Here is a 26,116-nt window from a genome sequence, read left to right as displayed (position 1 = left end):
ATCCATGAAAAATTATTCTACTAAATTTACCTATATATTGTCGTTTTTTATTGCACTGGGATTTACAGGATGTGATGATATGCTCGATGTTGACCTGCCGGCTAATCAGTTGTCATCCTCTACTGTATATGCTTCGGACCCGACTGCTGAGGCTGCAGTAAACGGAATTTATCTAAGTATGGTAAATGATACTTACTATAACCTGATGCACACTACTTTGGGGCAAACATCAGACGAATTGATTTTAAGTTCATTTCTTACCAATGTTTACAGCACTAACGAAATTCCCGACAATGACGGTAATATGAGCGCCATGTGGACTTCATTTTATAAAACGGTCTACAATGCCAACAGTGTCATTGAAGGAATAAGCAAAAGTACCACCCTTACACCATCTAAAAGTGCTCGATGGACTGCAGAGGCTAAATTCCTGAGGGCATACTGTTATTTTAACCTTACCAATCTCTGGGGCAGAGTTCCCTTAATCCTTACAACCAACGTGGATCAGTCTTCGCTGGCACCGCAATCTTCCCAGGAAGCGGTATATGCACAGATTATTGCTGATTTAACAGAGGCATCAAGAAATCTTCCCGTGAATTACAGCAGTTATGGTGATGAGAGAATCAGGGCTACAAAATGGGCTGCCGAAGCTTTACTGGCCAGGGTCAATCTTTATTTAGGAAGATGGAGCGAGGCTGCTGACCATGCCAGTGCGGTAATAAACCAGACGGGAACTTATGAGATAATTACCGGCCTGACCGATGATAACAGCCCATTTATTGCAGATAATGCTGAAGCCATCCTTCAGATACCGTATGCTAATAATTCCTTTACCTATGAAGGTTCAGCATTATTTACAGATGCAGGGACTTATCTGCTTAGAAAAGGAAATACCATTTTTGAGACAGATGATGCAAGAAAGAGCAACTGGACAGTAGATGTTTATGACACAAATGACAATTTTATTGGTATAGCGCCACGAAAATATAAAAATGCATACGGAGATTCTCCTTTTGAGCGCTCAACCTTGTTAAGATTAGGGGAACTTTATTTAATAAGAGCTGAGGCGCGGGTAAGATCAAATGATATTTTGGGAGCTCAGCAAGATATCAATGTCATAAGAAACAGGGCACTGCTGGAATCCACAACACTAAACGATGCCAATCAATTACTCGAACTTATTGCTCTGGAGAGGGAGCGCGAGCTTTTTGCAGAGTTTGGACACAGATGGATGGATTTAAAAAGAACCGGAAAGTTAAATGAGACTCTTTCTGTTTTATCCGATAAAATCTGGAGCCCAACGGATAATCTATATCCAATCCCTGAGGAGGCTATCCGTTCTAATCCTTTTTTAAATCAAAATTCAGGATACTAAATTTTAATCATAACGCGGCAATGTGTTGAAAAATGCATTGCCGGGTTTTAAGCAACACTATGGAAACAACAATTGTAAGGGTTGAGGACCTGTCGCATCAATACAGCAGGGACTGGGCCGTGCAGAATATCAGTTTTGAAATTAAAGAGAACAGAATCCTGGGGCTTTTAGGTTCAAACGGAGCAGGAAAATCAACAACAATGAATATTCTCTGCGGTGTTTTAAATCAGACAAGCGGCAATATTTTTATCGACGGAATCAACCTGAAAGAAAATCCTGTTGAAGCTAAAAAACTAATCGGTTTTTTACCCCAGACACCGCCTCTTCATTTAGATTTAACGGTTAATGAATATTTGACCCACTGCGCGGGGCTGCGTCATGTAAAAAAAGAAGATTTAAAAAGCGCTGTGGAAAGAGCCAAGGAGCAGTGCGGTATTGCTCATTTCAGCAATCGCCTGATCCGAAATCTTTCAGGTGGCTATCGTCAGCGTGTGGGAATTGCCCAGGCCATCATCCATGAGCCCAAACTGGTGGTTTTGGATGAACCTACCAATGGACTGGATCCCAACCAAATATTGGAAGTGAGGAACTTAATTAAAAAAATCTCTAAGGATAAAGCTGTGATATTCTCTTCACACATCCTTTCGGAGGTTCAGGCAACCTGTCAGGACATCCGAATGATTGAAAACGGGCATATGGTCTTTTCGGATACTATTGAGGCTTTCAATAATTATATCAAGGCAGATACGTTAACGGTAAGCATGGAAAATCCACCAGAATTAGAAGCATTAGCGCAGATTGAGCAGGTTACTAAAGCCGTTTTTATCTCACCAAATAAAATTCAGATCACTTTTACCGGAACACAGGAAATTGCTGAAAAAATTGTATCCCTTAGTGTTTACAACAACTGGAAATTAAGAGAAATTCAATTTGAAAAGGTATCATTGGATGAGATTTTTTCGCAATTATCAAAAAAGGCCCCTTCTAAAAATTCTACTTCTTCATAAAAAATAAATAAATGAAAACAATATACAGAATAGCTAAAACGGAGCTTAGTACGATGTTTTATTCCCCTGTGGCATGGGTGGTTTTAGTTATATTTTCTATCCAGTCCAGCTGGAAATTTTTTGACTCCATTGAGCGCTTTGAAAAAGCACAAAAGATGGGAGAAGGTATGGATGACCTTACCCAGGTCGTTTTTTCAGGCTTCAGCGGCTTGTACACTGAAATGCAGAATTACCTGTATTTGTACGTACCACTATTGACGATGGGGCTGGTGAGCCGTGAGATTAACAGCGGTTCGATTAAACTGTTGCTTTCTTCTCCAATAAAAATCAAAGATATTGTATTGGGTAAATACCTGGCTATTGCAGGTTATTGCCTTTTGTTTGTCGGGATACTGGCACTGCAGGTTGTAATAGCTTATTTTTCAATTGATAACCTGGATTTGAAATTTGCCCTTTCAGGACTAATCGGTTTGTATCTGCTGGTCTGCACTTATGCTGCAATCGGTCTTTTCATGTCCTGTCTGACTTCGTATCAGGTGGTAGCGGCCATTAGTACGCTGGTAGTTCTGGCAGGTTTAAATTTTATTGGAAAATTGTGGCAGGATGTTCTCTTCGTAAAAGATATTACCTACTTCCTATCCATTGCCGGACGTGCCAATGAAATGCTTGAAGGTCTAATTATCAGTAAAGATATATTTTATTTTATACTAGTAAGTAGCCTTTTTATCGGCCTTAGTATTTATAAATTACAGACCGGAAGGGATGCTCAGACTACTTCAAAAAGAATTTTGAGCTATACCTTACTGGTTAGTACCGTTCTCTTATTTGGATATATTACCTCAAGGGCACCCTTATCGGCTTATTATGATATGACACGCAACCATGACAGGACTCTTACAAAGAGCAGTCTGGATATCGTCAGGAAAATAAACGGTCCGGTTAAGATGACAACCTATGTCAATCTTTTAGATATCAATTACTATATGGTTATGCCTTATTCTCAAAATCAGGACATTGCCAGTTTTGAGAAATATACACGTTTTCTGCCCCAAATGGAAATGCAGTACGTGTATTATTACGATACTTCAAACAATGAAGCCCTGTACGCGCAGAATCCGGGTTTGAATGACAAAGAACTTGCTCTTAAGATGATTGAATCCCAGGATCTAAAACTCGATAAATTATATGCTCCTGGGGAAATTAAAAAGATTGTTGATTTGAAACCCGAGCAGAACAGAATTGTACGCACAGTGGAGTACAATGGACAGAAGACATTTTTGAGAATGTTTGATGATATGTTTAAAATACCTCTGGAAAAGGAGATTTCCGCAGCATTAAAACGTTTGGTTGTTCCTGCTCCTAAAATTGTTTTTGCGGCAGGAAATATGGAACGCAGCATAGATAGGATTGGAGATAAAAATTACAAGACAGGATTTAATGAAGTCTCCTTTAGGTATTCCCTCATTAATCAGGGGTTTGATGTTTCAACAATAGATCTCAATGCGCAGAATATTCCCGCGCAGACCACAATTTTAATTATAGCCGATCCTAAAACCCAGTTAAGCCAGGGGGCTGTTGACCGAGTAAACAACTACATTGATCAGGGAAAAAATTTAATGCTCCTGGCAGAACCTGAGACCAATTCGGCCCTTGCAGCAATAGCCGATAAATTAGGTATAGGCTTTACACAACAGGCGCTGGTGCAGCAGAGTGAAACAGATGCTCCTGATTATTTAGTAACCCAGTTTTCAAAAAACATAGGGAATGCCAATTTTAAATTAAGCCAGAGCCATAATCCTATTCCGTTTTTAGGGAGCAGCGGCATCAGTATTGTAAAAGACGCAGGATTTAAGGTAACACCGCTTTTAAAAACTAACAGTATGCCTGCATGGGAATCCAAAATGGATATTACCTCCATATCCGAGGAGTTGAAAAAACAACCTTCCTTAAAGGAAGTTCCCCTAGTGGCTGCATTGACCAGAACTGTAAATGGCAGATTGCAGCGGATCATTGTCTCTGGTGATGCTGATTTTATCGGAAATGCTGAATTAAGCCGAAATGGCTCTGGTAACTTCCAGTTTTTCACCGATACTTTCAGCTGGCTGAGCAATTATGAATTTCCAATTGATACGACAAGACCTAAAAGTATCGATAAAACTGTTACGATAAGTGCCAATCAGGTTTTCATTTGTAAGATTGTCTTTATAGGATTATTTCCATTACTGCTCATGCTAAGCGGCGCTTTTTTATTAATAACTAGAAACAGAAGATAAAACGAGAAATAAATGTATCCAAAAAAAAATATCATAATCGGAATTCTGATTTTGTCCTTTCATGGCGCATTTTCGCAATTCAAAACCCCTATGGCACTCAACAAGGAGGTCACTGCCGGTAAGCTGAAAAACGGAATGACCTATTATATTCTGCATAATGAAGAGCCAAAGGACCGCGTCAGTTTTTACTTTGTACAAAATGTTGGCGCCATACTTGAAGAGGACAATCAAAATGGACTGGCACATTTTCTCGAGCATATGGCCTTTAATGGTACCGAACATTTTAAAGGTAAAGGAATCATTAAAATGCTGGAAAAAAACGGAGTGAGTTTTGGCAGAGACATTAACGCCTACACGGCTCAGGATGAAACGGTTTACAATATTAGCACCGTTCCGGTACAAAATGAAAAGCTAATAGATTCAACACTTTGGGTTTTACATGACTGGTCGGGCGCCTTATCACTGACAGATGCTGAGATTGATGCTGAAAGGGGTGTTATCAGGGAAGAATGGAGAACACGGAGAACAAGCGGTTTCAGGCTGAAGGCCCAGACAGACCAGGTCTTATACAAGGGTTCCAAGTACAGTCAAAGGGATGTTATCGGTGATCTGGATATCATCAACAATTTCAAATATGAAGATCTTAGAAGTTACTATAAAAAATGGTACAGACCGGACCTTCAGTCCGTTATTGTCGTTGGTGATATTGACGTTAAAACAATAGAGCAAAAGATTAAAACAATATTCTCGGATATTCCCCTGGAAAAAAATGCGGCCCTGAGAACATATGCTGAGATTCCAAAACACAATGGACTGTATTTTGGAACGGCCTCAGATAAAGAAGCCTCATCCACAGCAGTTACGCTCCAGTATGTTTTGGATGAACCATTGGTTAGAGACAGTATTGTCACGCGAGAAAATGTGATGAATTCTTTCTATACCAGCATTCTGAACTATCGTTTCAGGGAGCTTCTTTTGAAAAATCAAAGTTCAAGTTTAAACCTGCAGTCTTATTTTGATCCGGTTTCACGGTTAAATACATCATTTAATATATTAATGGAAACCAAAAAAGGAAAAACACTTCAAGGGTTTGAAGAAGGATATACAGAAGCGGAGCGACTAAGGAGATATGGAGCCCTGCAGGGTGAATTAGACAGAACCAAACAGCTCTTTATCAGTTCCTACGATGATTTTATCAGTAACAAGGACAAAGTGGACAATGAAAGTTGGGCAGATAAACTTACCAATTATTTCCTTAAAGCCAAACCTTTTCTTTCTGCCCAGGATGATTATAATCTCATTGTAGGAATTATAAAGAGTATTTCCCTGGAGGAATTTAATGCATACGGTAAAAATATTCAAAAACCGGACAACCAAGTGGTCTTAGTGACAGGTTCTGATCTGGACAGGAGTGAATTTCCTGATAGGCAGGCTGTTATTGGGGTGATGAAAAAGGTGGAAAACATGATTTTGGAACCTTACACAAAAAAAGATACTAATGCCCCCTTGATCGATAAAGAGCTGAAGCCTTCAGTGATCAAAAAGACATTTCAAGTTGCCGGAATACCCGCTGCAAAAGGGTATATTCTGGGCAACAATGCTAAAGTAATTGTACTGCCGACTTCATATTCTCAGGACCAGGTTATTTTTTCGGCTTTTGCAAAAGGAGGGAAATCATTAGTCAAAACAGAGGATCTGGCCTCAGCGGAGGTGGCCGCGGTACTGGCAAGATCATCCGGTCTTGGTAATTTTGATGGTCTTGGATTAAAGGAAAAGCTTACCGGAAAAGTAGCAAAAGCTGCTCCTTTTATCGGTGAGAATACTCAGGGATTCCAAGGGAATTCAAATCAGGCTGATTTCGAAACCATGCTGCAGTTGCTTTATCTTTCTTTTGAAGCTCCCCGTTTTGATCCCAATATTTTAAATATTTTAAAAGAGCAGTATAAAAATAGTCTTGAAAACCTCAAAGAGGATAATGCCAGCGCGATGAAGGATACAGTAGATCTGGCAAATTCAAATCATAATGAGAGGACTTTCATCTTCAACAATAATTTTCTTTCCGCTATTGATCTGCAAAAAGCAGAAAATATTTATCGCAGCCGATTTAAAAATGCATCTGACTTCACTTTCGTTTTTGTTGGAAACATACCGGAATCTGCATTGGGACTGATCCAGAAATATATTGGTAACATTCAGTCCGATCCAAAGATAAAAGAGAATTTCATCGATCATAATATTGAACCGGCAAAAGGAAAAACCGTCGTTCATTTCAAACGTCCAATGGAAATCCCTAAAACAACTGTTTACCTGAGCCTGAGTGGCAAAATTAATTACAGTCAGGAGAATGAAATGTCCATGTATATACTAGGGGAATTACTGTCAAAACGCTTTCTGCAGACCATTCGGGAAGAAGAAGGGGGGAGTTACGGGGTTAATGTGAGCGGTACTGTAAATCTTATTCCCAAAGCTTCTTTTCAGCTGGCCCTGACTTTTGACTGCAATCCTGAAAAGCAGGATAAACTTATGGAGATTGTCTGGAAGGAAATAAATGATTTGAAATCAAAGCCCGTAAGTTCAGATGATTTGGAGGACGTCAAAAGAGCAATTTTAAAAGGCAGGGAAGAGGATGTCAAAACGAATGCTTTCTGGATCAACACCCTTTATAACAGCAGTCTGAATAAAATTCCATTTTTAGGGGATCAGGAATATAAAAAAATAATTGCTAAAATTAATCAGAAAACTATTCAGCAGTTTAGTAAGCACGTACTGGATAGTTCTACAAGTGTCGAGGTAATTATGAGCCCTGATAGTAAGAAGGGGAGATAAGAACTTTAGACAACATTTTTTATTGAATTAGTCATTAAAGGTTGTCTTTGCAGACAGCCTTTTTTGTTTTTGTAAATGCATTATAAAAAAAACTTGAATCCGGTAAAGTGCTGTTTTAAAGCAGACCATCATTATTTATCATATGGCGGATTTATTTTTCAATCAGCAGTTTTTGTAAAGAAATACGTAAGAGTACAGGCTTTATTGTTCAAAGCAGTTTAAAAAAAATATATAAATAAATACGGTATGGATAAAGAGATACATTCATTTGTCAGGGTTTCGGCTGTCTGCGAGGAGACTTTTACTTATTTTTTTTCAATGAATCTGTTTTCTGTTTTCAAGGGATTTTGGTTTATGCCCAATATTAAATCTACCTTTTTTAAAAATAAAACGGCAAAAATAGGCAAAGAGAGCCTTATCTATTTTGACGACGGATCAACTGCTGTTAGCCGGTTATTGGTTTATATACGGCAGGTTTCGTTTTTGGTTCAGATCGATCATTTTACTTCGGGAACTTTTATGGGGCTCGAAGCCATTCGCTGTCACTTCTGCTTTTCTGATTCAGGCCCCGGGATGACGCAGGTGCGATGCCAGTACCAATTCAAAATGCATTCCCGTTTTTGGGACTTAGTATTTGAATTGTTTTTCAGGAAGTTGATGCAAAAAAGGCTTGACTCGCTTTTAATTCAAACCGCTAGGGAGGTCAAGGAATTCGCGCAATGGAAGATGACATTGGATATTTAAGAATTCTGTGTTTTCGAAATATTAAAAAACTGCCATTTCTCAATACTTATTTTGGATTCCTCTGATATTGTAAAATATTAATGTTAAAACATTTTTTCTAAACAGCAGGATATTAATCAAATAAGTATATTTGATGAAAAATCACTGAACTCCTAATTTCAAATCTTTACAATGGAAAAAATTATACAATTAAAAGTGAGAAAAGATTTGGACCCACGCAGGCAACTAACTGTAATTAAACTAAAGGGTAGTCTGATTTCGAAAGGATATACAGAAATCATTCACATCCTTGACCAGGATGATGAATTTCATATTAATACTTTTGAGACTCCTGCCGAGCAGAGAAATGAAGTCCAGCGGTATATCGCTGCATTCATCAGTGAGGAAAATCTCTCCGATACCATTTATTTCAAATAAACCTACTTTAATTAGTGGGTTTTGTTTACCCATTTAATTTGGTCTATTTACAGACTGCTTTCTTGGTTGTAAATTCAATCTGATCCATCTTTATCTGGAAAAATATATAAATTATCGCTGCTTCTTAGTGTAAATTGGATCATCAGTTTTGGGATAATTTGGTAAACTATCTTCAGATAAAGTAATAAGAGTTATAGTTTAATACATATTTGAAAACGAGTATTAATGATGATGAATATGTAAGAAACACTTTTTTTTCCTACTTTAGATTCATAAAATATTTACTTTTAAATAGACATTATTATTTACAAAAGCAAGTCTAAATCGAAACAGAAGCGAAATGAATGAGTAGAATGAATCATATAGTTAAGGTTATAATAATCTTCCTCATTTTTTTTAGCACTGCTTCCGGCCAAACCAGTGATTTGGTGTTTTCTCCAATCAATGTTTCAGATGGACTAAGTGACAATCAAATACGTTTTATTCTACAGCTTTCTGACGGAAGGATGGTCTTTAAAACCAGCGGTAATATAAATCTTTATGATGGAGAACACTTTAAGTATATCCATCATAATGCACGTCATATTTATCCTCTTAAAGGTTATAATGGCTTCTATCGTATTTATCAGGGAAAAGATTCTCTCCTGTGGATAAAAGATACACACAAATTAATGTGCCTTGATCTTCGTACAGAAAAATATTTACCAGACCTTGATATTTATTTTAAGAAAAACGGATTTAAAAAATCTGTTGAAGATCTTTTTCTGGATTCAGGCAAAAAGCTATGGTTTCTGTCTTCCGGCAGATTATGGAAATATAATTCTTCTGATTTTATAGATATAAAAGCGAATCATGGACAACTGCAGGATCTGGATTCTCAGAACAACATCTTATATCTGTTTTTTAGCACTGGTGAGGTAGTTTGTTATGATTTAAAAACAGGAAGAAGGATATATAGCAGTGCCGCTTATCCTGACTCACAGCATGATTTCTTCAATTACACTTCGATGGTGGTAAAAGGTAAGAACGGCTTTTATCAATTGCGAAACGGATCTAAAGGAGGTTTCTTCTATTTTGATATTCAGAAAAAGGCATGGAAAAAAATACTTGAGACTTCCTATACTTTAAATACCCTGGCGGTTACTAAAGATGATATTGCCTATATCAGCTGTACCAACGGGATCTGGATTATTAATTGCGAAAGCGGACAAAAACAATATTTCCCAACACTTAAAAAAGTAGATGGAAGTATTTTGAAGACAGAGGTAAGCACACTTTTTTATGATAAACAGGGTGGGCTGTGGCTCGGTACTTTAAATCAGGGACTCCTGTATTATCATCCTTCCCGTTACAAGTTTAAATATATTGGACGATCCGGTTTCCAGTCAGCCGGAAGGGGAGATGTTACCGTGCATTCATTTGCAGAAGACAAAAATGGAACTTTTTACATTAAAGCAGGAACAGTTATTTATTATTATTCTCCCTTGCGTCAAAATGATAATACATTGACCGTCATACAACCTTCGTCATTACCAGTAGAAATAGTGAAAAAGCTCCATAAAATAAATACTTTTACCGGAATCAATAACGAGACTGCATTTCTTAAGGATGTACGCGGTTGGGAATGGACAGGAACACAGGACGGATTAAAACTTTTTGACCCAAAAAAGAAGAAAGAAAAGATTTTTTATACAAAAGACGGGCTGTCCAATAATTTTGTACATGCTATATTAGAAGATCGTCATCATAATATTTGGATAACAACAAGTTATGGAATAACAAAACTGCAAATAGAGGGTGTAAATAGAAAAATTAGTTTCACTACTTTCGGTTCAGATGAAGGAACGTTAGATGGAGAGTATTCTAATGGAGCTGCATTTGAGGCTATGGACGGAACATTATATTTTGGAGGCATTAACGGTTTTAATATATTAAAAACAAATCCTGTATCATCTGAAAAACTACCTTTTAAACCTGTTTTTACAAATTTATTCTTAAAAGGAGAAAAAATCGAACCAGGTACACGATATGATGGCCGAATTATTATGCCTGTAGCTGCACCCTACACGAAAGAAATAGAACTTTCATATGACCAGAATTTTCTAACTTTCGAGTTCTCCGCATTAAATTATCAAAACCCATCTCAAACTTATTACAAGTATCAGCTCAAGGGCATAGACAAGGAATGGCGGGAAACTTCAACGGGAGGACGAAATGAAAACAGGAATGACGGTATTCTGACAACTTCATACACTAATCTTCCTCACGGCAACTATACATTTCTGGTGATGTCGTCCGGCAATGACCGAAAATGGAATAGTTTGGTTTCAGAGTTAAGGATTAAAATTAAGCCGCCCTGGTGGGAAACCACTACGGCATATATACTATTTATAATGCTTTTCACGGGATTAATCGGAGCAGGAATTTATTCCTATCTCTACTATAGCCGAAAAAAACTAGTACAAAATCACAGAGAGGATATATTGTTAGTTCGCATACGGAACCTAATAGAGCAATGTAAATATCTGGAGAAAGAAAAGGAGAATTATCTGGCGCAAACAAACTTACAAACTGTACAATCTGCAGAAAGCAGGAATGAAAACAGGGCTGATGAAATGTTTTTAGCGAAAGCTTTAGACCTGGTAGAAAAAAACCTGAATGTACCTGACTATTCTGTTGAACATCTAAGCCGTGACCTTTGTATGGATCGTACAGGGCTTTATCGTAAATTGATAGCATTGTTGGACAAGCCACCATCTTTGTTTATCCGAAATATTCGCCTGCAGAAAGCGGCAGGATTAATTCTGGAAGGCGAACTCAGTATTTCAGAAATAGCAGAAAATGTAGGTTTTAGCAGCTCCAGCTATCTTAGTAAATGCTTCCAGGAGATGTACGGCTGCCGACCTTCTGAATATGCTGAAATGATCAGGAAATCAACATGATTGTTATTTATTTCAACATGACTGTTGTTTAAATATGGTGGTTCAGGGATACTTTTGGTGTTCTAGATACCAAAATACAAACAACCATGAAATTTTATAAAACAACCAGTTTTATGCTGACTCTCGCAGTCTTCATAACAGTAAATTTAAATGCTCAATCTATTGAGGGAACGAAACAAGGGGTAAAATTTGCGACACAGAATATGGATATTCAAGTCGAATTCTATTCGAACAATATTGTACGTGTGTTCAAAACTCCGAAAGGCTTTTCCTATAATAAAAAAAGTCTTTCTGTAGTGAAATCGCCCGAAACGATATCGGTAAAATCCACACAAAAAGGGAATAAAGCTTTATTAGAGAGCAGCTCCATACAAGTTGAAGTCAACCCTGAAACTGGCGGTATAAGCTTCTACGACTCTAACGGAAAACTACTGCTTAAAGATAAGGATTTCGGCACGCAGTTTTCAGCTGTAGACGATGCCGGAACACCTTCTTACACCGTACGGGAAGGTTTTTTGCTTGACGGTGATGAAGCCGTTTATGGTGTTGGGCAAATCATGGATAATAAATTCAGCCGCCGTAATTCGTCCCATCAGATGCAGAATGAAAACATGTCGACTTATTCACCTTATTTTATGTCAGTGAAAGGATATGCTGTTTTCTGGGATAATTATTCTATTTCTAAGTTTAACGATAATGCGCAGGAACTTTCTTTCGAAGGTCTGGGCCATTGTGCCGATTATTATTTCATGTATGGTAAAAACGCAGACGGTGTTGTAGCGCAAGTCCGTGATCTTACTGGTAAAGCACCAATGCTTCCTTTATGGGCTTATGGTTTTTTTCAAAGCAAGGAACGTTATCACACCGAAGATGAAAGCCTGGATGTTTTAAAAAAATACCGAAATCTCAAAGTCCCTATAGATGTAGTTATCCAGGACTGGAGGTACTGGCCAGAATTTAACAAGAGTGACAGTTTATGGAATTCGCAAAGTTTTGACAGGCAGAGATTTCCAAATCCGAAGAAATGGGTAGACGAAATTCACAAGCTAAATGCAAAATTATTAATTGTAACCTGGCCTGGATTTGGTCCTAAAACAGAGCAGCGTAAGGAATTTGACAGTAAAAACATGATCATCAATTTTGATACCTGGCCCCCAAAAAGCGGTGCGAGACCCTATGATGTATATAACCCGGAAGCCCTGGATATTTATTGGCGTTATCTTAACAAAGGGATATTCAGTTACATTGGAAACGATGGCTGGTGGCTTGACTCAACAGAGCCTGACCACATCAATAGAAAAGATTCAGATTATGATCTTCCAACCCATTTGGGTAGTTATAGAAGTGTAAAAAACGCATACAGTCTTATGCATAATAAAGGAATTGCCGTCAACCAGCGAAAAGCCAACGACAGCAAGAGAGCTGTGATACTAACTCGTTCAGGATTTATAGGACAACAGCTTTACGGATCCAATACATGGAGCGGAGACGTAGTTTCGTCATGGGAAATGCTGGAGAAACAGATTCCTGCAGCACTGAATTATACTTTGATGGGAATCCCTAACTGGAATAGCGATATTGGTGGATTCTTTGCAGGAGGATGGAAAAAAGATGGTGGAAATAAAAACCCTGAATTTCAGGAATTGTATGTCCGCTGGATGCAGTTTGGGGCTTTTTGTCCTATGATGCGTTCTCATGGGACTGATCTTCCGCGTGAAATTTGGAATTTCGGTGAACGGGGAACGTGGTGTTTTGATGCGCAGGAAAAAGCAATTAATCTTCGCTATAGTCTACTTCCTTATATTTACAGCACGTCCTGGGATGTCAGCAGCAATAACGGAACATTTATGCGCCCGCTCATTATGGATTTTGTATCGGATAAAAACACACACAACATAGGCAATGAATATTTATTCGGACGTTCGATTCTCGTGGCCCCGGTAACAAAATATAAAGCAGAAGAATGGTCTGTATACCTGCCTGATGGAAGTGACTGGTATGACTTCTGGACTAATTCCTATATCAAGGGAGGACAAACAATTGTATCCAAATCAGCTGTTGATCAAATACCACTTTACATCAAAGCAGGTACAATTCTTCCTTTTGGGCCTAAGGTTCAATATGCCACTGAAAAAAAATGGGACAATCTTGAAATACGTATTTATCCTGGTGCCGATGGTGAATTTATATTATATGAAGATGAAAACGATAATTATAATTATGAGAAAAATATGTATTCCATTATCAAATTCAAATGGATTGATAAAACAAAAATGCTTACTATAGAAAACAGAGCAGGTACCTTTCCAGGAATGTTAAAATCACGTATTTTTAAAATTATTGTTGCCGGTCCGAATACAGCAGTAGGTGATAGTTCAGGTGAGCCGGGTAAGAACATTTCTTATAACGGAAAAAAAACAGTGTTGAAACTTTAGAAATCAGCCAATCAGTTATAGAGCCATAATTTTTTAATCTATTTTAAATAAATAAGATTTACTAACAGCTATAAAAATTAAAAAATCCTGTCGTTTTATTTCGACAGGATTTTTTAGTATGTTAAATTTATTTAGAATTTGAATCTAATTTCTATGCCTACATCAAATCCAAAATTGTCATCATCATAATTTCCTGATCCAATTTCAGGCCTTGCATCAAATGACAATAAAAGTGGAACTTCCTTAAATCCATATTCTATGCCAATATCTCCTGAGGCAAAAACAGAAGTTCCTTATCATATGCAATGAATTTGTAAACAGAATTTGATTGGTAAGAAAAGACTCTAAGCTAATTCATATAATTATTTTAGTTTAATGATTTCTTAACAGCCATTGAAAATCAATCGTCATGAACTAAGCTAAATTTGGCTCAATTAGTAACTAAATGAGCCCAATCGATTTCAATGCAATTTCAGATGATCAGCTTCTAACATTAGTTAAAGAGGAAAATCACTTAGCGTTCCAGCAAATATATAACAGGTATTGGGAAAAATTATATGGTAATGCGTACAACGTGCTTAATGATAAATCCCTTTCTGAAGACGTACTTCATGATGTCTTTTTAGACATTTGGTTACGAAGGGATGAAATACAGATTCAAAATTTATATGGTTACCTTTTTAAAGCAGTTAGAAATAATTCACTTCTAAAAATACGTAACGAAAAATTCGTAGCTTTTAATTTGAGTATGATAGACCAGTTGGAACAAATTCCGGAAATTGAATTACATCTCAATCAAAAAGAACTAAAGTCAACCATTGATAAAGAGATAGAAAAACTGCCTGCCAGGTGCCGGGATATTTTTTATATGAGCCGATACCAGGACTATTCTATATCAGAAATAGCAGCACATTTCAATATTTCGCACAGAACTGTGGAGAATCAGCTGCATCTGGCTTTAAAACATCTTCGTGCCAGTTTAGGGGCAACACTTTTTATACTTCTTTTTTCATAAATTACCCTCTAAAGTTATGTAATCTTTACTTGTACATTATCTATATATTAAATCCTTCTTTTTTGTAATTTCTTTATGTGCGTCAAAGTGCTTTTTTGCACCATAGCTATATAAAGACAAGAAAATGACAAAAAAAGAGATTGATGATTTATTGCTAAAATTTGAAAATAATGATTGCACAACAGGTGAAAAAAATCTTTTATTTCAATTTTATGATGATCTGCAAAAAGAAGATAAAATGGCTTCCTGGAATCTTTCTGAAAAAGAAGAAACAAGGATAAGGCTATTGAGAAGAATTAATAATTCTATCCGAACTTCAGAAGAAAAACAAACCCAAAAAATCAGCTGGAAAAAATATCAGGCAATTGCTGCGATATTTATCTGCTTTATAACAGCGGGTTATTTGTTTTTTCAACTAACAAAAGCACCATCGGATATTCTTCCAAAAGATGCCATTACACTACAGCTTGAAGATGGCACGATTCAGATTTTAGAAAAAGACGGGACTGTCAAAATACAAAATACAAACGGACATATCGTTGGAGAGCAAAATGGAAATCAGCTGACTTATAATAAAAACAGTTCCTCACAAAAACTAGCTTATAACATCCTGCGTATTCCAAACGGTAAAACCTTTCAATTGCAATTGTCTGATGGTACTACAGTACATCTTAATGCTGGCTCATCCCTTAAATACCCGGTTGAGTTTTTAAAAGATGCCGAGCGAAAAGTATTCATAACCGGAGAAGCTTTTTTGACAGTGTCTAAAGATGCAAAACATCCTTTTATTGTCAATGCAAACAACTTAAATGTGAGGGTACTAGGTACGCAATTTAACGTTTCTGCCTATCCCGAAGACAACACCACTGATGTAGTCCTGGTAGAGGGTTCTGTAGGTTTATATACTAACAATGAAGTTTTTGATACCCAGAAAAGCAATTTGCTAAAGCCCGGGTTTAAAGCAAGCTATAATAAACAAACTGAAAAAATTAGAAAGGATGCAGTCAGGACTGCTATATATACTTCCTGGATGGGAGGAGAACTCATTTTCAGGAATATGACTTTTGATAATATTCTGAAAAAATTGGAAAGGCATTATGATATTACCATAGTGAATAATAATAAAGCATTAGGCAATAAAATATTTAATGCAAATTTCAGAAAAACATCTTTTAAAGAGGTATTTGATAAACTAAAAATCAATTACGGAATTGAATACCAAATCGATGGCAATACCATTATCATCAAATAAAATCAATACTAAACTAAATACAAGCTTTATATGATAAAATAAAAAGAGACAATTAACAACAATGTAACCATGAATTCAGGGCGAAATACCCTAAAAAAAAATCGGAAAATGTTGTAGCATTTCCCGACCATTTTAAGTGATAATCCCAAAAGGAACAATCCCAGTTTTTAACGCAGAAAAAATATGAAAAAAAATCCTAATTGTACAGGAAGCGCCCAATTATTATTTAAATATAATTTAAAAATGAAATTAAGTATCTTATTGATATGGGTTGGTTTCTTTACCTTACAAGCCAATACTATTTATGGTCAGCGCGACAATATAACTATAACATTACAAAATGTAACTTTAGAAGACATTTTAGATAAAATAGAAAGCAGCACTAAATTTAAGTTTTTTTACCAGGTTGAAGATGTTGACCTCAAACGTATCGTTTCCCTAAATGCTTCTAATGAAAAGATAGAGGTAGTATTAGGGCAGCTTTTTAAAAAAACAAGAACTAATTTTAAAATAGATAAGCAGGATATCTATTTGATTAAAAAAACAGAAACGGTTACTAATGTAATAAAACAGACTCAAGCGCAACAGCAAGACGGTCGTGTCTCCGGTAAAATTATAGATGACCATGGCGAAAGCCTGCCCAATGCTTCTGTCAGGATTATAGAAACAGGACAAAGCCTGCAAACCGATATAGATGGTTCTTATACTATCTCCCTAAAACGGGGCATTTATACTATCGAAGTGAGTTATATCTCTTTTGTCACACAGCGTATTACAGATGTTGAGGTAATTGATGGCAAAAACACTTTTTTAAACATTTCCCTGAAATTAGATACGAAAGGACTGAAGGAAGTAGTCGTTACATCTGGGTATAAAAAAGCGTCGGCTGCAGGACTACTTGCCAAGCAAAAAAATGCTTCTGAAATAAGTAATGGTATCAGTGCTGAGCAGATTGCCCGCACTCCCGATAAGAACATAGGGGAAAGCCTGAAACGAATCAGCGGGATAAGTACCGTGGATAATAAGTTTGTTGTGGTGCGCGGTATTGGCGAGCGATACAACTCCGCTATGCTGGATGGTGTTATTTTACCCAGTACCGAAGTGCAGCAAAGGAATTTTTCATTCGACCTGATCCCTTCCAATTTGGTAGATAACGTGGTAGTGAGCAAAACCGTTACACCCGATATGAATGCCAGTTTTGGTGGTGGATTGATCCAGATCAATACCAAGGATATCCCTAACGAGAACTTTACGAGTTTTTCAGTCGGTGCTTCATACAATGACCAGACTACAGGAAAAGATTTCCTGAGCCATAAACGTGGCAAGTATGATTATTTAGGTTTTGACGATGGAAGAAGAGATTTTCCTACGGGTCTGGTGCATACGGACCGAACAGCAATACCAAACAATGGATTATCGGATACAGAATATCAATCATTACTGGATGGTCAGAGCAAAAAGTTTAAAAATGATAATTTTTCGGTTTATAAATATACAGCCGCGCCCTCACAAAATTATCAGTTCAGCCTTGGCCGTTTGTTTGTGCTCGATACGGTAAGCCAGAACAAGCTGGGCTTTACAGGTTCTGTAAGTTACCGCAATACACAGCAAACCAATCTTTTTGACCAGCAGCGCCGCAGCGATTGGGAATATACTTCAAACAATCAGGGAGCTAGTTATAGTTTCAATACCACAATTGGTGCCTTATTAAATATTGGATTGCAGTTAGGAAAAAACAGATTTAGCCTGCGTAATACTTATACGCATCTGTATGACAATACCCTGATTAGAACAGTTGGTTACAACAATTCCGATGGCCCAAATGATATCAAAGAAGGTCTGCCACCCAATCGTATTCAGGAGGTTGATGACCCCACCTTTACTAATCTGCTCCAAAATAAATTAAGCGGACAGCACCAGTTGGGTAAGATAAAATTAGAATGGAATTTAGCCAGAACAGGCATTGATCGTAAGGAAAAAGATATTTCTATAGGTACTCAGAGACCCGTTTTGGTAGGTAATGACTATCAATACTTTTATATCACTTCACAGCAAAGTGAGGCAAGGATTACCCCAACATCACGACAGAATTACCAGAATGCAGAAAACCATTATTCCTGGAATGTAGATGCAACATTACCTTTTTCTATTGGAAATGTCCACAATTCACTAAAGACAGGGTATTTCGGCATCACTAAAAAGGCTACGTTTGATTGGCAGATTGCTGCACTGGTTAACAGCCCTACTATTGATCCGGCTTTACGATACATTCCTATCAGCGAAATGATCAATCCAGAAAATTTCGGAGTGAATGGTTACAACTACTTCGTGAATACCTTTTATCTGGATTCCTATGAAGGTAAAAGCAAAAGCCATGCAGCTTACCTGATGCTGGATACAAGGATTATGGATAAACTACGTCTGGTGTATGGCATAAGGGCCGAATACTTTAAGTATACGGAGGTCAAAAATGGCTACAACGACAAGGTAAGCAGTAAATTTACACTTCCGGATGATAAAGATTGGCAATGGCTTCCCTCTGCCAATTTAACTTATAGTCCAACTGAGCAGATCAACATCAGGGCCGCGTTTTCCAGCAGTGTGGTAAGACCAGAGCTGATGGATAACAGTCAGTTCTTTAGGTACAATCCATATCTGGGTGCTAATTTTGGTAATAATGGATTAACAAGCACACGAATAGATAGTTACGATTTTAAGACAGAATGGTTTCCTGGGGCAGGCGAGATCATTTCTGCAGGTGCTTTCTATAAAAAGTTTGATAAGCCGGCAGAACTAAGTTTCATATTGACTAACGGAAATATCAGCTACAATCTGCGAAATTCAGACAATGCAAAAGTATACGGGCTGGAGTTCGAGCTCAGGAAAAACCTGGGTATGTTTTTAGATAATGAGATTTTTAATAACCTGATGGCTTATGGTAACTTGACACTACAAAAATCAACGGTTACCGCAACGTACCCTATACAGGATCCCAACGATATCAATAGTAATGTTTTAGTACCCGTAAGACAAGACAGATCGATGTATGGACAGGCTCCTTACCTGATCAATGCCGGGATCCAATATAATGGTGACAAATTAGGTATTAACGTTATGTACAACAAATCGGGCCAAAAAACCTATATCGTGAGTTCCTATATTGATCAAATCGAGTATGAAATGCCCCGTGCTCAGGTCGATATCCAGCTAGGGTATAAGTTTTTAAATAAGACATTGGAAGTAAAAGTTAACGGTGGAAACTTATTTAATACTGCTTCTACCTTCTTTATCAACAATGCCAGTTATCAGCCAAATCCTAATCAGGTTATAGATACTGATCCTAGTGATGCAGTGATTTTAAAACCTGGTTTCAGTAATAAATATGAAGAAGGAGATCAGCTGCGATTCCGTCAGAAATTCGGTCGTACTTATAGCACTTCTATTACTTATAATTTTTAATTAAGAAAACATGAAAAAAATAACAATTAAAGCCTTTCTTTTTATTTTTTGTCTTTTTACGCTGTTGAGCTGCAGTGACGAGGAACTATTGGGAAAAGAAAATTTAGCAGCACCAGTAAAACTGGAAATTAAAGGCCTAATACTTACAGATACCCTACAGTTTGTTCTCGATGGTAAAGTAGTAGGAGAAGGGATTGGCGGGGCAATAAGAATCAGCGACCGTTTATACCAGCCGGGACAAAAAATTCAGGTTAATAAAAAGGCTGACGGTAAACAGATAGATGAGATTTTAATAGAAAAAAGCCCCTTTAAACAGGTGAAGAAAATATTCTATGACGGGATTACTTTTTCAGACAAAATCGAACTTACACCGGTAGTCAATACAAATAATATGGGTGTCCGCATGAGATTTACCTCTTCAAGCAAATTCTTTTATGGCGGCCCGGTAGATGTAGAATTCATGATTCAGGAAATAGATATGAATACTTTTGAGTTTTCGTATGTCAAGGCGAATATTATGTTTAAAAATGTGACAGGTTCTTTTGGAGAATTTATGGAACTTCCTCCACTTATAAGCGATGATGTGACCATTAGACAGTATGTTATTGTGGTGCACAAGTCTGGTACAAATGAACATCCATACAAAGATGGTGTAGAGTATGGAGGATATCCGGATCCGGATGTTGTTTTTGGCAACCTTGAAAATTTCAATGCCGGAGACAGTGTATTATTATCTGTTAAAGATGGGTTCAGTGGTGAAACATTTTTAAGTGCTTATTATATAGAGGATCTTTCTACTCCTTTTAAATAGCAATTCGCTTAAATATGTGCCTTGTTTTAAAGAACAATATAGAATAAGATAAGTTGTTAGTGTTTTTTTTTAGCTGGCAGGCAGGTCCACGATAGCCTGCCAGCTTTTTTAACGAAGGTTATCAGATTCGACATTCAACTAATTGTTTTGAAATGTATAATTGAAATAAAATACCCAAATAAATGGATTTTTTAAATTTTTTAAAGCCTAAAAAAAAGAAGCAATTATTTGTTTCCGAAATTGATTTTACAGCCAATCAGGACAAACAGTTTCGACTTTTAATAGAATCATTTTTAAGTTTGCATGATTCGTCAGTTCAAGATGAAAATGAATGTAAAATTGACTATTTTTTTTATACTGATAGTTTGGAAAAAGCTCAGAAACTGGAAAAAGAACTTCGGAAAATGGATTATATAGTCAATTATGGTATTGCCATTCATGATAAAAGTCTCTTTGTGATATCGGGTAGAACGATAGAAATTGAAATGAAACATGAAACCGTAAGAAAATGGGTTGAAGAAATGTGTGAGTTGGGCTATAATTTTGATTGCAGTTTTGATAACTGGAGAATTGTGGAAGAATCGAAATAAAATACGTTTTATGAAAATAATATTACAAAAAAATATCTGATTACAATTGGAGGTCATGAATATGTATAAAGAAATATCACGTAGAATGTTAACTAGTATCGATTTTATTAAATTTAGGAATTGCTTTATTTATAACTATCTTAAATATTATAATAAACTCAAAAAGAGTCAGCTAAAAGTTTCAAATCTTCCAGTAAAAGGTTGGGATTCACTCCTTCCAAGTTTTCCCAGAGCAGGAGGGTCAGGCGGATTGGATGATCACAGGTTTTCAAATTTAATTGGCTCAGGAGATCAGGAATTAAATGACCGCGGAAAATTAAAAATTACTTTTGCACGCTGCTGGTGGGCACCTGGCTGTAAGGCCAGAATGCCGAGGGTGCGTTTTGGGCATGTGCATATCATCAACAGTTACTTTAATAGTACGGCCAGCGCCCAGTGCGTAATGGCTGGATTTGAATCCAATCTTCGTGTGGAAAATAATGTTTTTAAAAACGTTAAAGTTCCCATTGATTTAATGGCCGGTTATACAGCGGTAACGGCAGTCGGAAATATTTTTACCAATACCAGTGGAAATACAGCAGGTAATAAAACTGCTTTTACCCCGCCATATTCCATAATTACACTAGCTGCATCGGCTGTAAAAGCAGATGTTTCCGCCAATGCTGGTGCAACTTTTACAGGAAATATCTGTGGTTCATTCTAAATGAAATCGGATTTTATATAAATTAAAATCAATGGATTCTGATATAAGAATCTATTTGTATCCAATAGCTCATGCCTCTCAGGCAGTTCTGCTGTAACAAACCGTTGACATTTGTCAACGGTTTTTTTTATCATTTGTCATCGTTTTACAGCATTCATGCTGCGCATTTTTACATTTCAAAAGATAAATATGGGGAATGAATAAAACTCTTTCCATAAAAATGCAATTAAGGGCTATGTCTGTAAATTCCGGTTTTAACGAAAACAAACTTCTAACTGACTTGTCACAGGGAAGCGAACAGGCATTTACAATTTTATATGATACATACAAAATGTGGTTTATTCCACAGCATTAAAATTGACAAAGTCCAAAGTCTTATCTGAAGAAGTACTTCAGAATATTTTTTTAAAGATTTGGGAAACCGCAAAAACATGGAGGCGATAACAGATGTGGAAAGTTATTTATTTATCATTTCCCGAAATCATATTTTCAACATGCTTAAAAAAGTGGCCAGAGAAACTGCTTTTAAAAATGAAATAAGCCATAATACAGTTGCTGTCAATACAACTGATTTTTCCCTTCAGGACGAACAGTATATGGCTCTTCTAAAAAAAGTAATAAACAAGTTGCAGCCACAGAATACTAGCCGCAGGTACTACTTTCTTTTTCAGATCCAATGAGACAAGTATTCCTGTTTTGGAACAGAAAGATCCTCAAGGCGATTATGACATGATGGCTTTCAGCGGTAAACAATTGATTCATCTTCCCGGCGGCAGCACTATACTTCTTAACGCAAGTATTAAGATGGCGGACAAGGATTCTGTACTAATTTAAAAGCCAGCATTTGATTTTAATCATATAATCCCGTTGATTATATGATTGAACTTTCCGTTGAATTATAACTTAAAGTTGCTGTTTACAGTCAATTGAACTGATAATTAGCCTAAAATTATAAATTTAAAAGTACGCTGTTGTGCCTATTTGAAAAGTAAATATAAAATATTATAACCAATCAAAATAAATATCTATGAAACACCATTCCTTATTATTCCTTTTTATATTTTTTATATTGGGTCTTGTGGGCTACTCCCAGGTAAATCCAATTGACGTACCAAAAACAACTCCTTTACCACCAGATTTAGCTACATTATTTAAAGTATTGGAGCGACCTGTAGGTGCTTCCACGGGAACCGTTCCTGTTGAATTTCCACTTTGTGGTATAACCAGTGGCTTATTATCAACAAATCTTTCACTTTCCTATGTTAGTACTGGCGGGATAAAGGCAAGAGAGCGTGCCGGGAGTATGGGTTTGGGGTTTACTTTGAATGGTGCAGGCGGTAGTATTACACAATTTATTAATGATCGCTCTGATGATTTACAAAATGGAATGCTAAATCCTAATAACGTAAGACCAAGTACATTTAATACGAGCGACCTGCAAGGTGATCCTTTTGGCTATTATCACAGATCACCAGGTGGTGGTGGAATGGATTTGGAACCGGATTTATTTATGTATAATATTAATGGTCAAAGTGGACGCTTTTTTTTTAAGGAGAATGGTGAGGTTGTCATGATGGAAAAAACGGATATAAAAATTGAATATACGTCTTATCCGGGAATACTGAATTTTGGGATTCGTCAGTGGATTGTCACAGACGGAGCCGGAAATAAATATTATTTTGGAAAAAACAAAGCTGGAACTGTTAATTATTACCTGACAAATTCTTGGCAGTATCAGGATAGCCAAAGTGCTACAAGCAGCTCAGGCCCGTCATCTAATTCCTGGTATTTGACTGAAGTTTATGATATCAATGAAGAAAATAAAATCACTTATACATATGTAGAATCTTCGAATCAAAATACTACTCAATTATATCCTTTTATTCCTTTTTCAATAACAGGGGGTGATTGTCAGGGATTAAATTTGCATCCTAATTTTTCCACCAGCGTTACCAGCGCCCATGAATATATTGTGTCGAGAATTGATTCTGATAAGGGATACATCAAGGTAAATTCTACCAATGACAGGCTGGATCTGATATCTCATAAGATTAACAGTATTCAGTTATTTAAAACAGATAATACCTTGGTTAAGGAATTTGTATTTGATTATAGCTATTTTGGAACCTCAACAAACGCTAACAGACTTTTAAAATTAAACAAGTTCACAGAGAAGTCCAGTAATGGCCTAGAAGTCCACAATTACTCTTTTGAATACGATCAGACCTACAAAATTCCTTCTGATCCATCTTATAATGTAGATTATTGGGGGTTTTTTAATGGAAAAAATAATAGTTCTGTGTTTCCTAATGTAGTAAGACCCGGCTACAGCAGATTTGATTTGGCCGACAGAAGCTCAAATTATAATTATGCCAAAACAAATATCTTAAAAAAAATAAATTACCCGACGGGAGGCTCCAGAGAGTTTGTTTATGAGGGTAATACAGCCCTTACTCAGTTTAGTCAAGACAGTTATCATCCTGATTCATCCAACAGTACCATGAATCAAATTATCAGTACAAATTTTCCTTTATCCAGCGATCCTAATGTTCCCAGTTTAAAACAGTATTTTACATTTAACAATGCTGCAGGAAATACAGTTTTAAATTATAATGCTCTGGCGAGTGGTAACTGTAGTGGCTTTCATATAAGATTGTATAAAATACAGCAGTCAAATCAAGCTAATGGAGGGGAATTATGGGGGGATCGCACTGAAAGAAATTATAATTTTACAGTTCCTAATGGGATGTATCGCGTAGAAGTTTTTAATTCTCCTCAAGGCTGCACAATTAATAATGTAATTTGGAAATGGACAATCTTAAACCGCTCACTGGGAACCATACAGACCCCTTATGGTAAATTTAATGAAAATAATATTAAGGTAGGCGGTGTTCGTATTAAGGAAATAAAGGATTATGATCCTGTAAGTAATAAGACTTTTAAAACCGAATATAAATACAATCTGTATTCTACAGATTCCACCAAAACAAGTGGACTTTTAATATCACCAATTAGTTTAGTGGCTACGGGTAGTAGAGGTAATGTAAGATGTGGTTTTTATAAGTTATTAGAATCACCTATTAACCCCTATAGTGCAGACGGAGGTTCGTATGTAAGTTACACTGAAGTCCGAACAATCGAGCAGGGAAATGGATGGACCGACAGGGTGTATAATTTTGAAATTGATGGTTCTGACCCAATGATGTTGCCTCCAGTTAAGCCTTCGGATGATAATAGGGCCCGTAGAGGCAAATTATTGGAAGAAAAAATATATAATAATTCTGGTAATCTGCTAAAGAAAACTACTAATAGGTATGGTACAGGTCCATGGGATAGCCAGAAAGGGTTAAAAGTAAAAGTTTATTTCGGACCTAATATTAGTCTGAATGAGAACTATTGGTCAGACTCACCTCATCCTAGTATTCCAAATCAGGTTCCGGGATCTGTATTTACTAATGAATATACTTTATATGGACAAGACTCATTTCTTACAAGTACTACAGAAATTAATTATGCATCTACCGGAAATGTATCAACCCAAACTGATTATGAATATGTAACAAATGCTCGAGCTAATCCTGCTGTGAAAAAAGTGAAACAGATCCTCACAAATGGAGATATAAAATCACAAGTTTTTAATTATGCCATTACACCTGATAATGAATTTGTTTTTGGGACTAATGCTTTAAAAAGTGTCTTATTAAGCAAAAATTATTTAAAACCGCTGGAAACTATTAGTTATATATTGCCTTCAGCTGGCACAAATACAATTCTGGGCGGTAATAAATATACATTTTTTAATATCAATAATAAAGTACGCCTGGGTCAGATAAGTAATTATGTACAATCGACTCTTTCCAGTAATTTAAATTTCAGTAACTACAGCAGCTATGGATTTATTCAGGAGCAATACAAGGATAATGATGTTAAGGAAGTTTACCTATGGGGGTACAACGGGCAGTATCCTGTAGCTAAAATTGTAGGAAGCGATTATAATACTGTAGAAGCTATGATCAACAATAGTATTCTACTAAATCCCGCATCAGATCAGCAGCTTCGTAATGAGATCAATATCATACGCACTAATTTATTAGGAACAGCTATGGTTACAACTTATACTCATTCCCCTTTAATTGGTGTTACAAGCATTACAGATCCTAAGGGAGACATTATTACCTATACATATGATTCTTTTGGAAGATTAGAAACAGTAAAGGATGCACAGGGAAATCTTCTTTCAGAAAACCAATATCACTATAAAAACTAG

Annotated in this window: 17 protein-coding genes; all 17 read left to right on the top strand. The window is 36.6% G+C overall.

Translation table 11 applies throughout. From position 1 onward, the window contains the following. Positions 1–4 precede the first annotated feature (4 nt). The 17 genes from ACHRVX_RS13530 (at position 5) to ACHRVX_RS13450 (ending at position 26,116) form a co-directional block, all read left to right on the top strand. A complete protein-coding gene (locus ACHRVX_RS13530; protein WP_395333026.1) occupies positions 5–1,375 on the top strand; it encodes a RagB/SusD family nutrient uptake outer membrane protein in 1,371 nt (456 codons plus the stop codon). Between the two features lie 59 nt (positions 1,376–1,434). Next, on the top strand, positions 1,435–2,382 hold the full coding sequence (locus ACHRVX_RS13525; RefSeq protein WP_395333024.1) for an ABC transporter ATP-binding protein: 948 nt from the start codon (positions 1,435–1,437) through the stop codon (positions 2,380–2,382). 11 nt (positions 2,383–2,393) lie between these two features. Then, positions 2,394–4,655, top strand: coding sequence for a Gldg family protein (locus tag ACHRVX_RS13520; protein ID WP_395333022.1), 2,262 nt, complete (start codon positions 2,394–2,396; stop codon positions 4,653–4,655). A 12-nt stretch (positions 4,656–4,667) separates the two neighbouring features. Continuing rightward, positions 4,668–7,481: a M16 family metallopeptidase gene (locus ACHRVX_RS13515; RefSeq protein WP_395333020.1), complete on the top strand. Its 2,814-nt coding sequence runs from the start codon at positions 4,668–4,670 to the stop codon at positions 7,479–7,481. Positions 7,482–7,727: 246 nt separating this feature from the next. Next, a complete protein-coding gene (locus ACHRVX_RS13510; protein ID WP_395333018.1) occupies positions 7,728–8,225 on the top strand; it encodes a hypothetical protein in 498 nt (165 codons plus the stop codon). A gap of 171 nt (positions 8,226–8,396) precedes the next feature. After that, a complete protein-coding gene (locus tag ACHRVX_RS13505; protein WP_395333016.1) occupies positions 8,397–8,642 on the top strand; it encodes a hypothetical protein in 246 nt (81 codons plus the stop codon). Between the two features lie 428 nt (positions 8,643–9,070). Further along, on the top strand, positions 9,071–11,584 hold the full coding sequence (locus ACHRVX_RS13500) for a helix-turn-helix domain-containing protein (RefSeq protein ID WP_395333014.1): 2,514 nt from the start codon (positions 9,071–9,073) through the stop codon (positions 11,582–11,584). 86 nt (positions 11,585–11,670) lie between these two features. Then, entirely contained in the window at positions 11,671–14,019 is a 2,349-nt protein-coding gene (locus tag ACHRVX_RS13495) for a TIM-barrel domain-containing protein (RefSeq protein WP_395333012.1), read from the top strand. 445 nt (positions 14,020–14,464) lie between these two features. Further along, positions 14,465–15,034 carry an RNA polymerase sigma factor gene (locus ACHRVX_RS13490; protein ID WP_395333010.1) on the top strand — a complete coding sequence of 190 codons (570 nt, stop codon included), beginning with the start codon at positions 14,465–14,467 and terminating at the stop codon, positions 15,032–15,034. A 124-nt stretch (positions 15,035–15,158) separates the two neighbouring features. After that, entirely contained in the window at positions 15,159–16,286 is a 1,128-nt protein-coding gene (locus tag ACHRVX_RS13485; RefSeq protein ID WP_395333008.1) for a FecR family protein, read from the top strand. Between the two features lie 183 nt (positions 16,287–16,469). Beyond that, positions 16,470–19,745, top strand: a complete 3,276-nt coding sequence (locus ACHRVX_RS13480; protein WP_395333006.1) for a TonB-dependent receptor domain-containing protein — start codon at positions 16,470–16,472, stop codon at positions 19,743–19,745. Between the two features lie 10 nt (positions 19,746–19,755). Beyond that, a complete protein-coding gene (locus tag ACHRVX_RS13475; protein WP_395333004.1) occupies positions 19,756–20,556 on the top strand; it encodes a hypothetical protein in 801 nt (266 codons plus the stop codon). A gap of 182 nt (positions 20,557–20,738) precedes the next feature. Further along, positions 20,739–21,146, top strand: a complete 408-nt coding sequence (locus tag ACHRVX_RS13470; protein ID WP_395333002.1) for a ribonuclease E inhibitor RraB — start codon at positions 20,739–20,741, stop codon at positions 21,144–21,146. Between the two features lie 85 nt (positions 21,147–21,231). After that, positions 21,232–21,849, top strand: a complete 618-nt coding sequence (locus tag ACHRVX_RS13465; protein WP_395333000.1) for a hypothetical protein — start codon at positions 21,232–21,234, stop codon at positions 21,847–21,849. A gap of 196 nt (positions 21,850–22,045) precedes the next feature. Continuing rightward, positions 22,046–22,204: a hypothetical protein gene (locus ACHRVX_RS13460; RefSeq protein ID WP_395332999.1), complete on the top strand. Its 159-nt coding sequence runs from the start codon at positions 22,046–22,048 to the stop codon at positions 22,202–22,204. A gap of 76 nt (positions 22,205–22,280) precedes the next feature. After that, positions 22,281–22,529, top strand: coding sequence for a hypothetical protein (locus tag ACHRVX_RS13455; protein ID WP_395332997.1), 249 nt, complete (start codon positions 22,281–22,283; stop codon positions 22,527–22,529). Between the two features lie 347 nt (positions 22,530–22,876). Further along, positions 22,877–26,116, top strand: coding sequence for an RHS repeat domain-containing protein (locus ACHRVX_RS13450; RefSeq protein ID WP_395332996.1), 3,240 nt, complete (start codon positions 22,877–22,879; stop codon positions 26,114–26,116).

The organism is Flavobacterium sp. FlaQc-47 (assembly GCF_044006475.1).
GTDB lineage: Bacteria > Bacteroidota > Bacteroidia > Flavobacteriales > Flavobacteriaceae > Flavobacterium.
The sequence above is the reverse complement of the archived record's forward strand: the minus strand, read 5'-3'. Positions and strand labels throughout refer to the sequence as shown.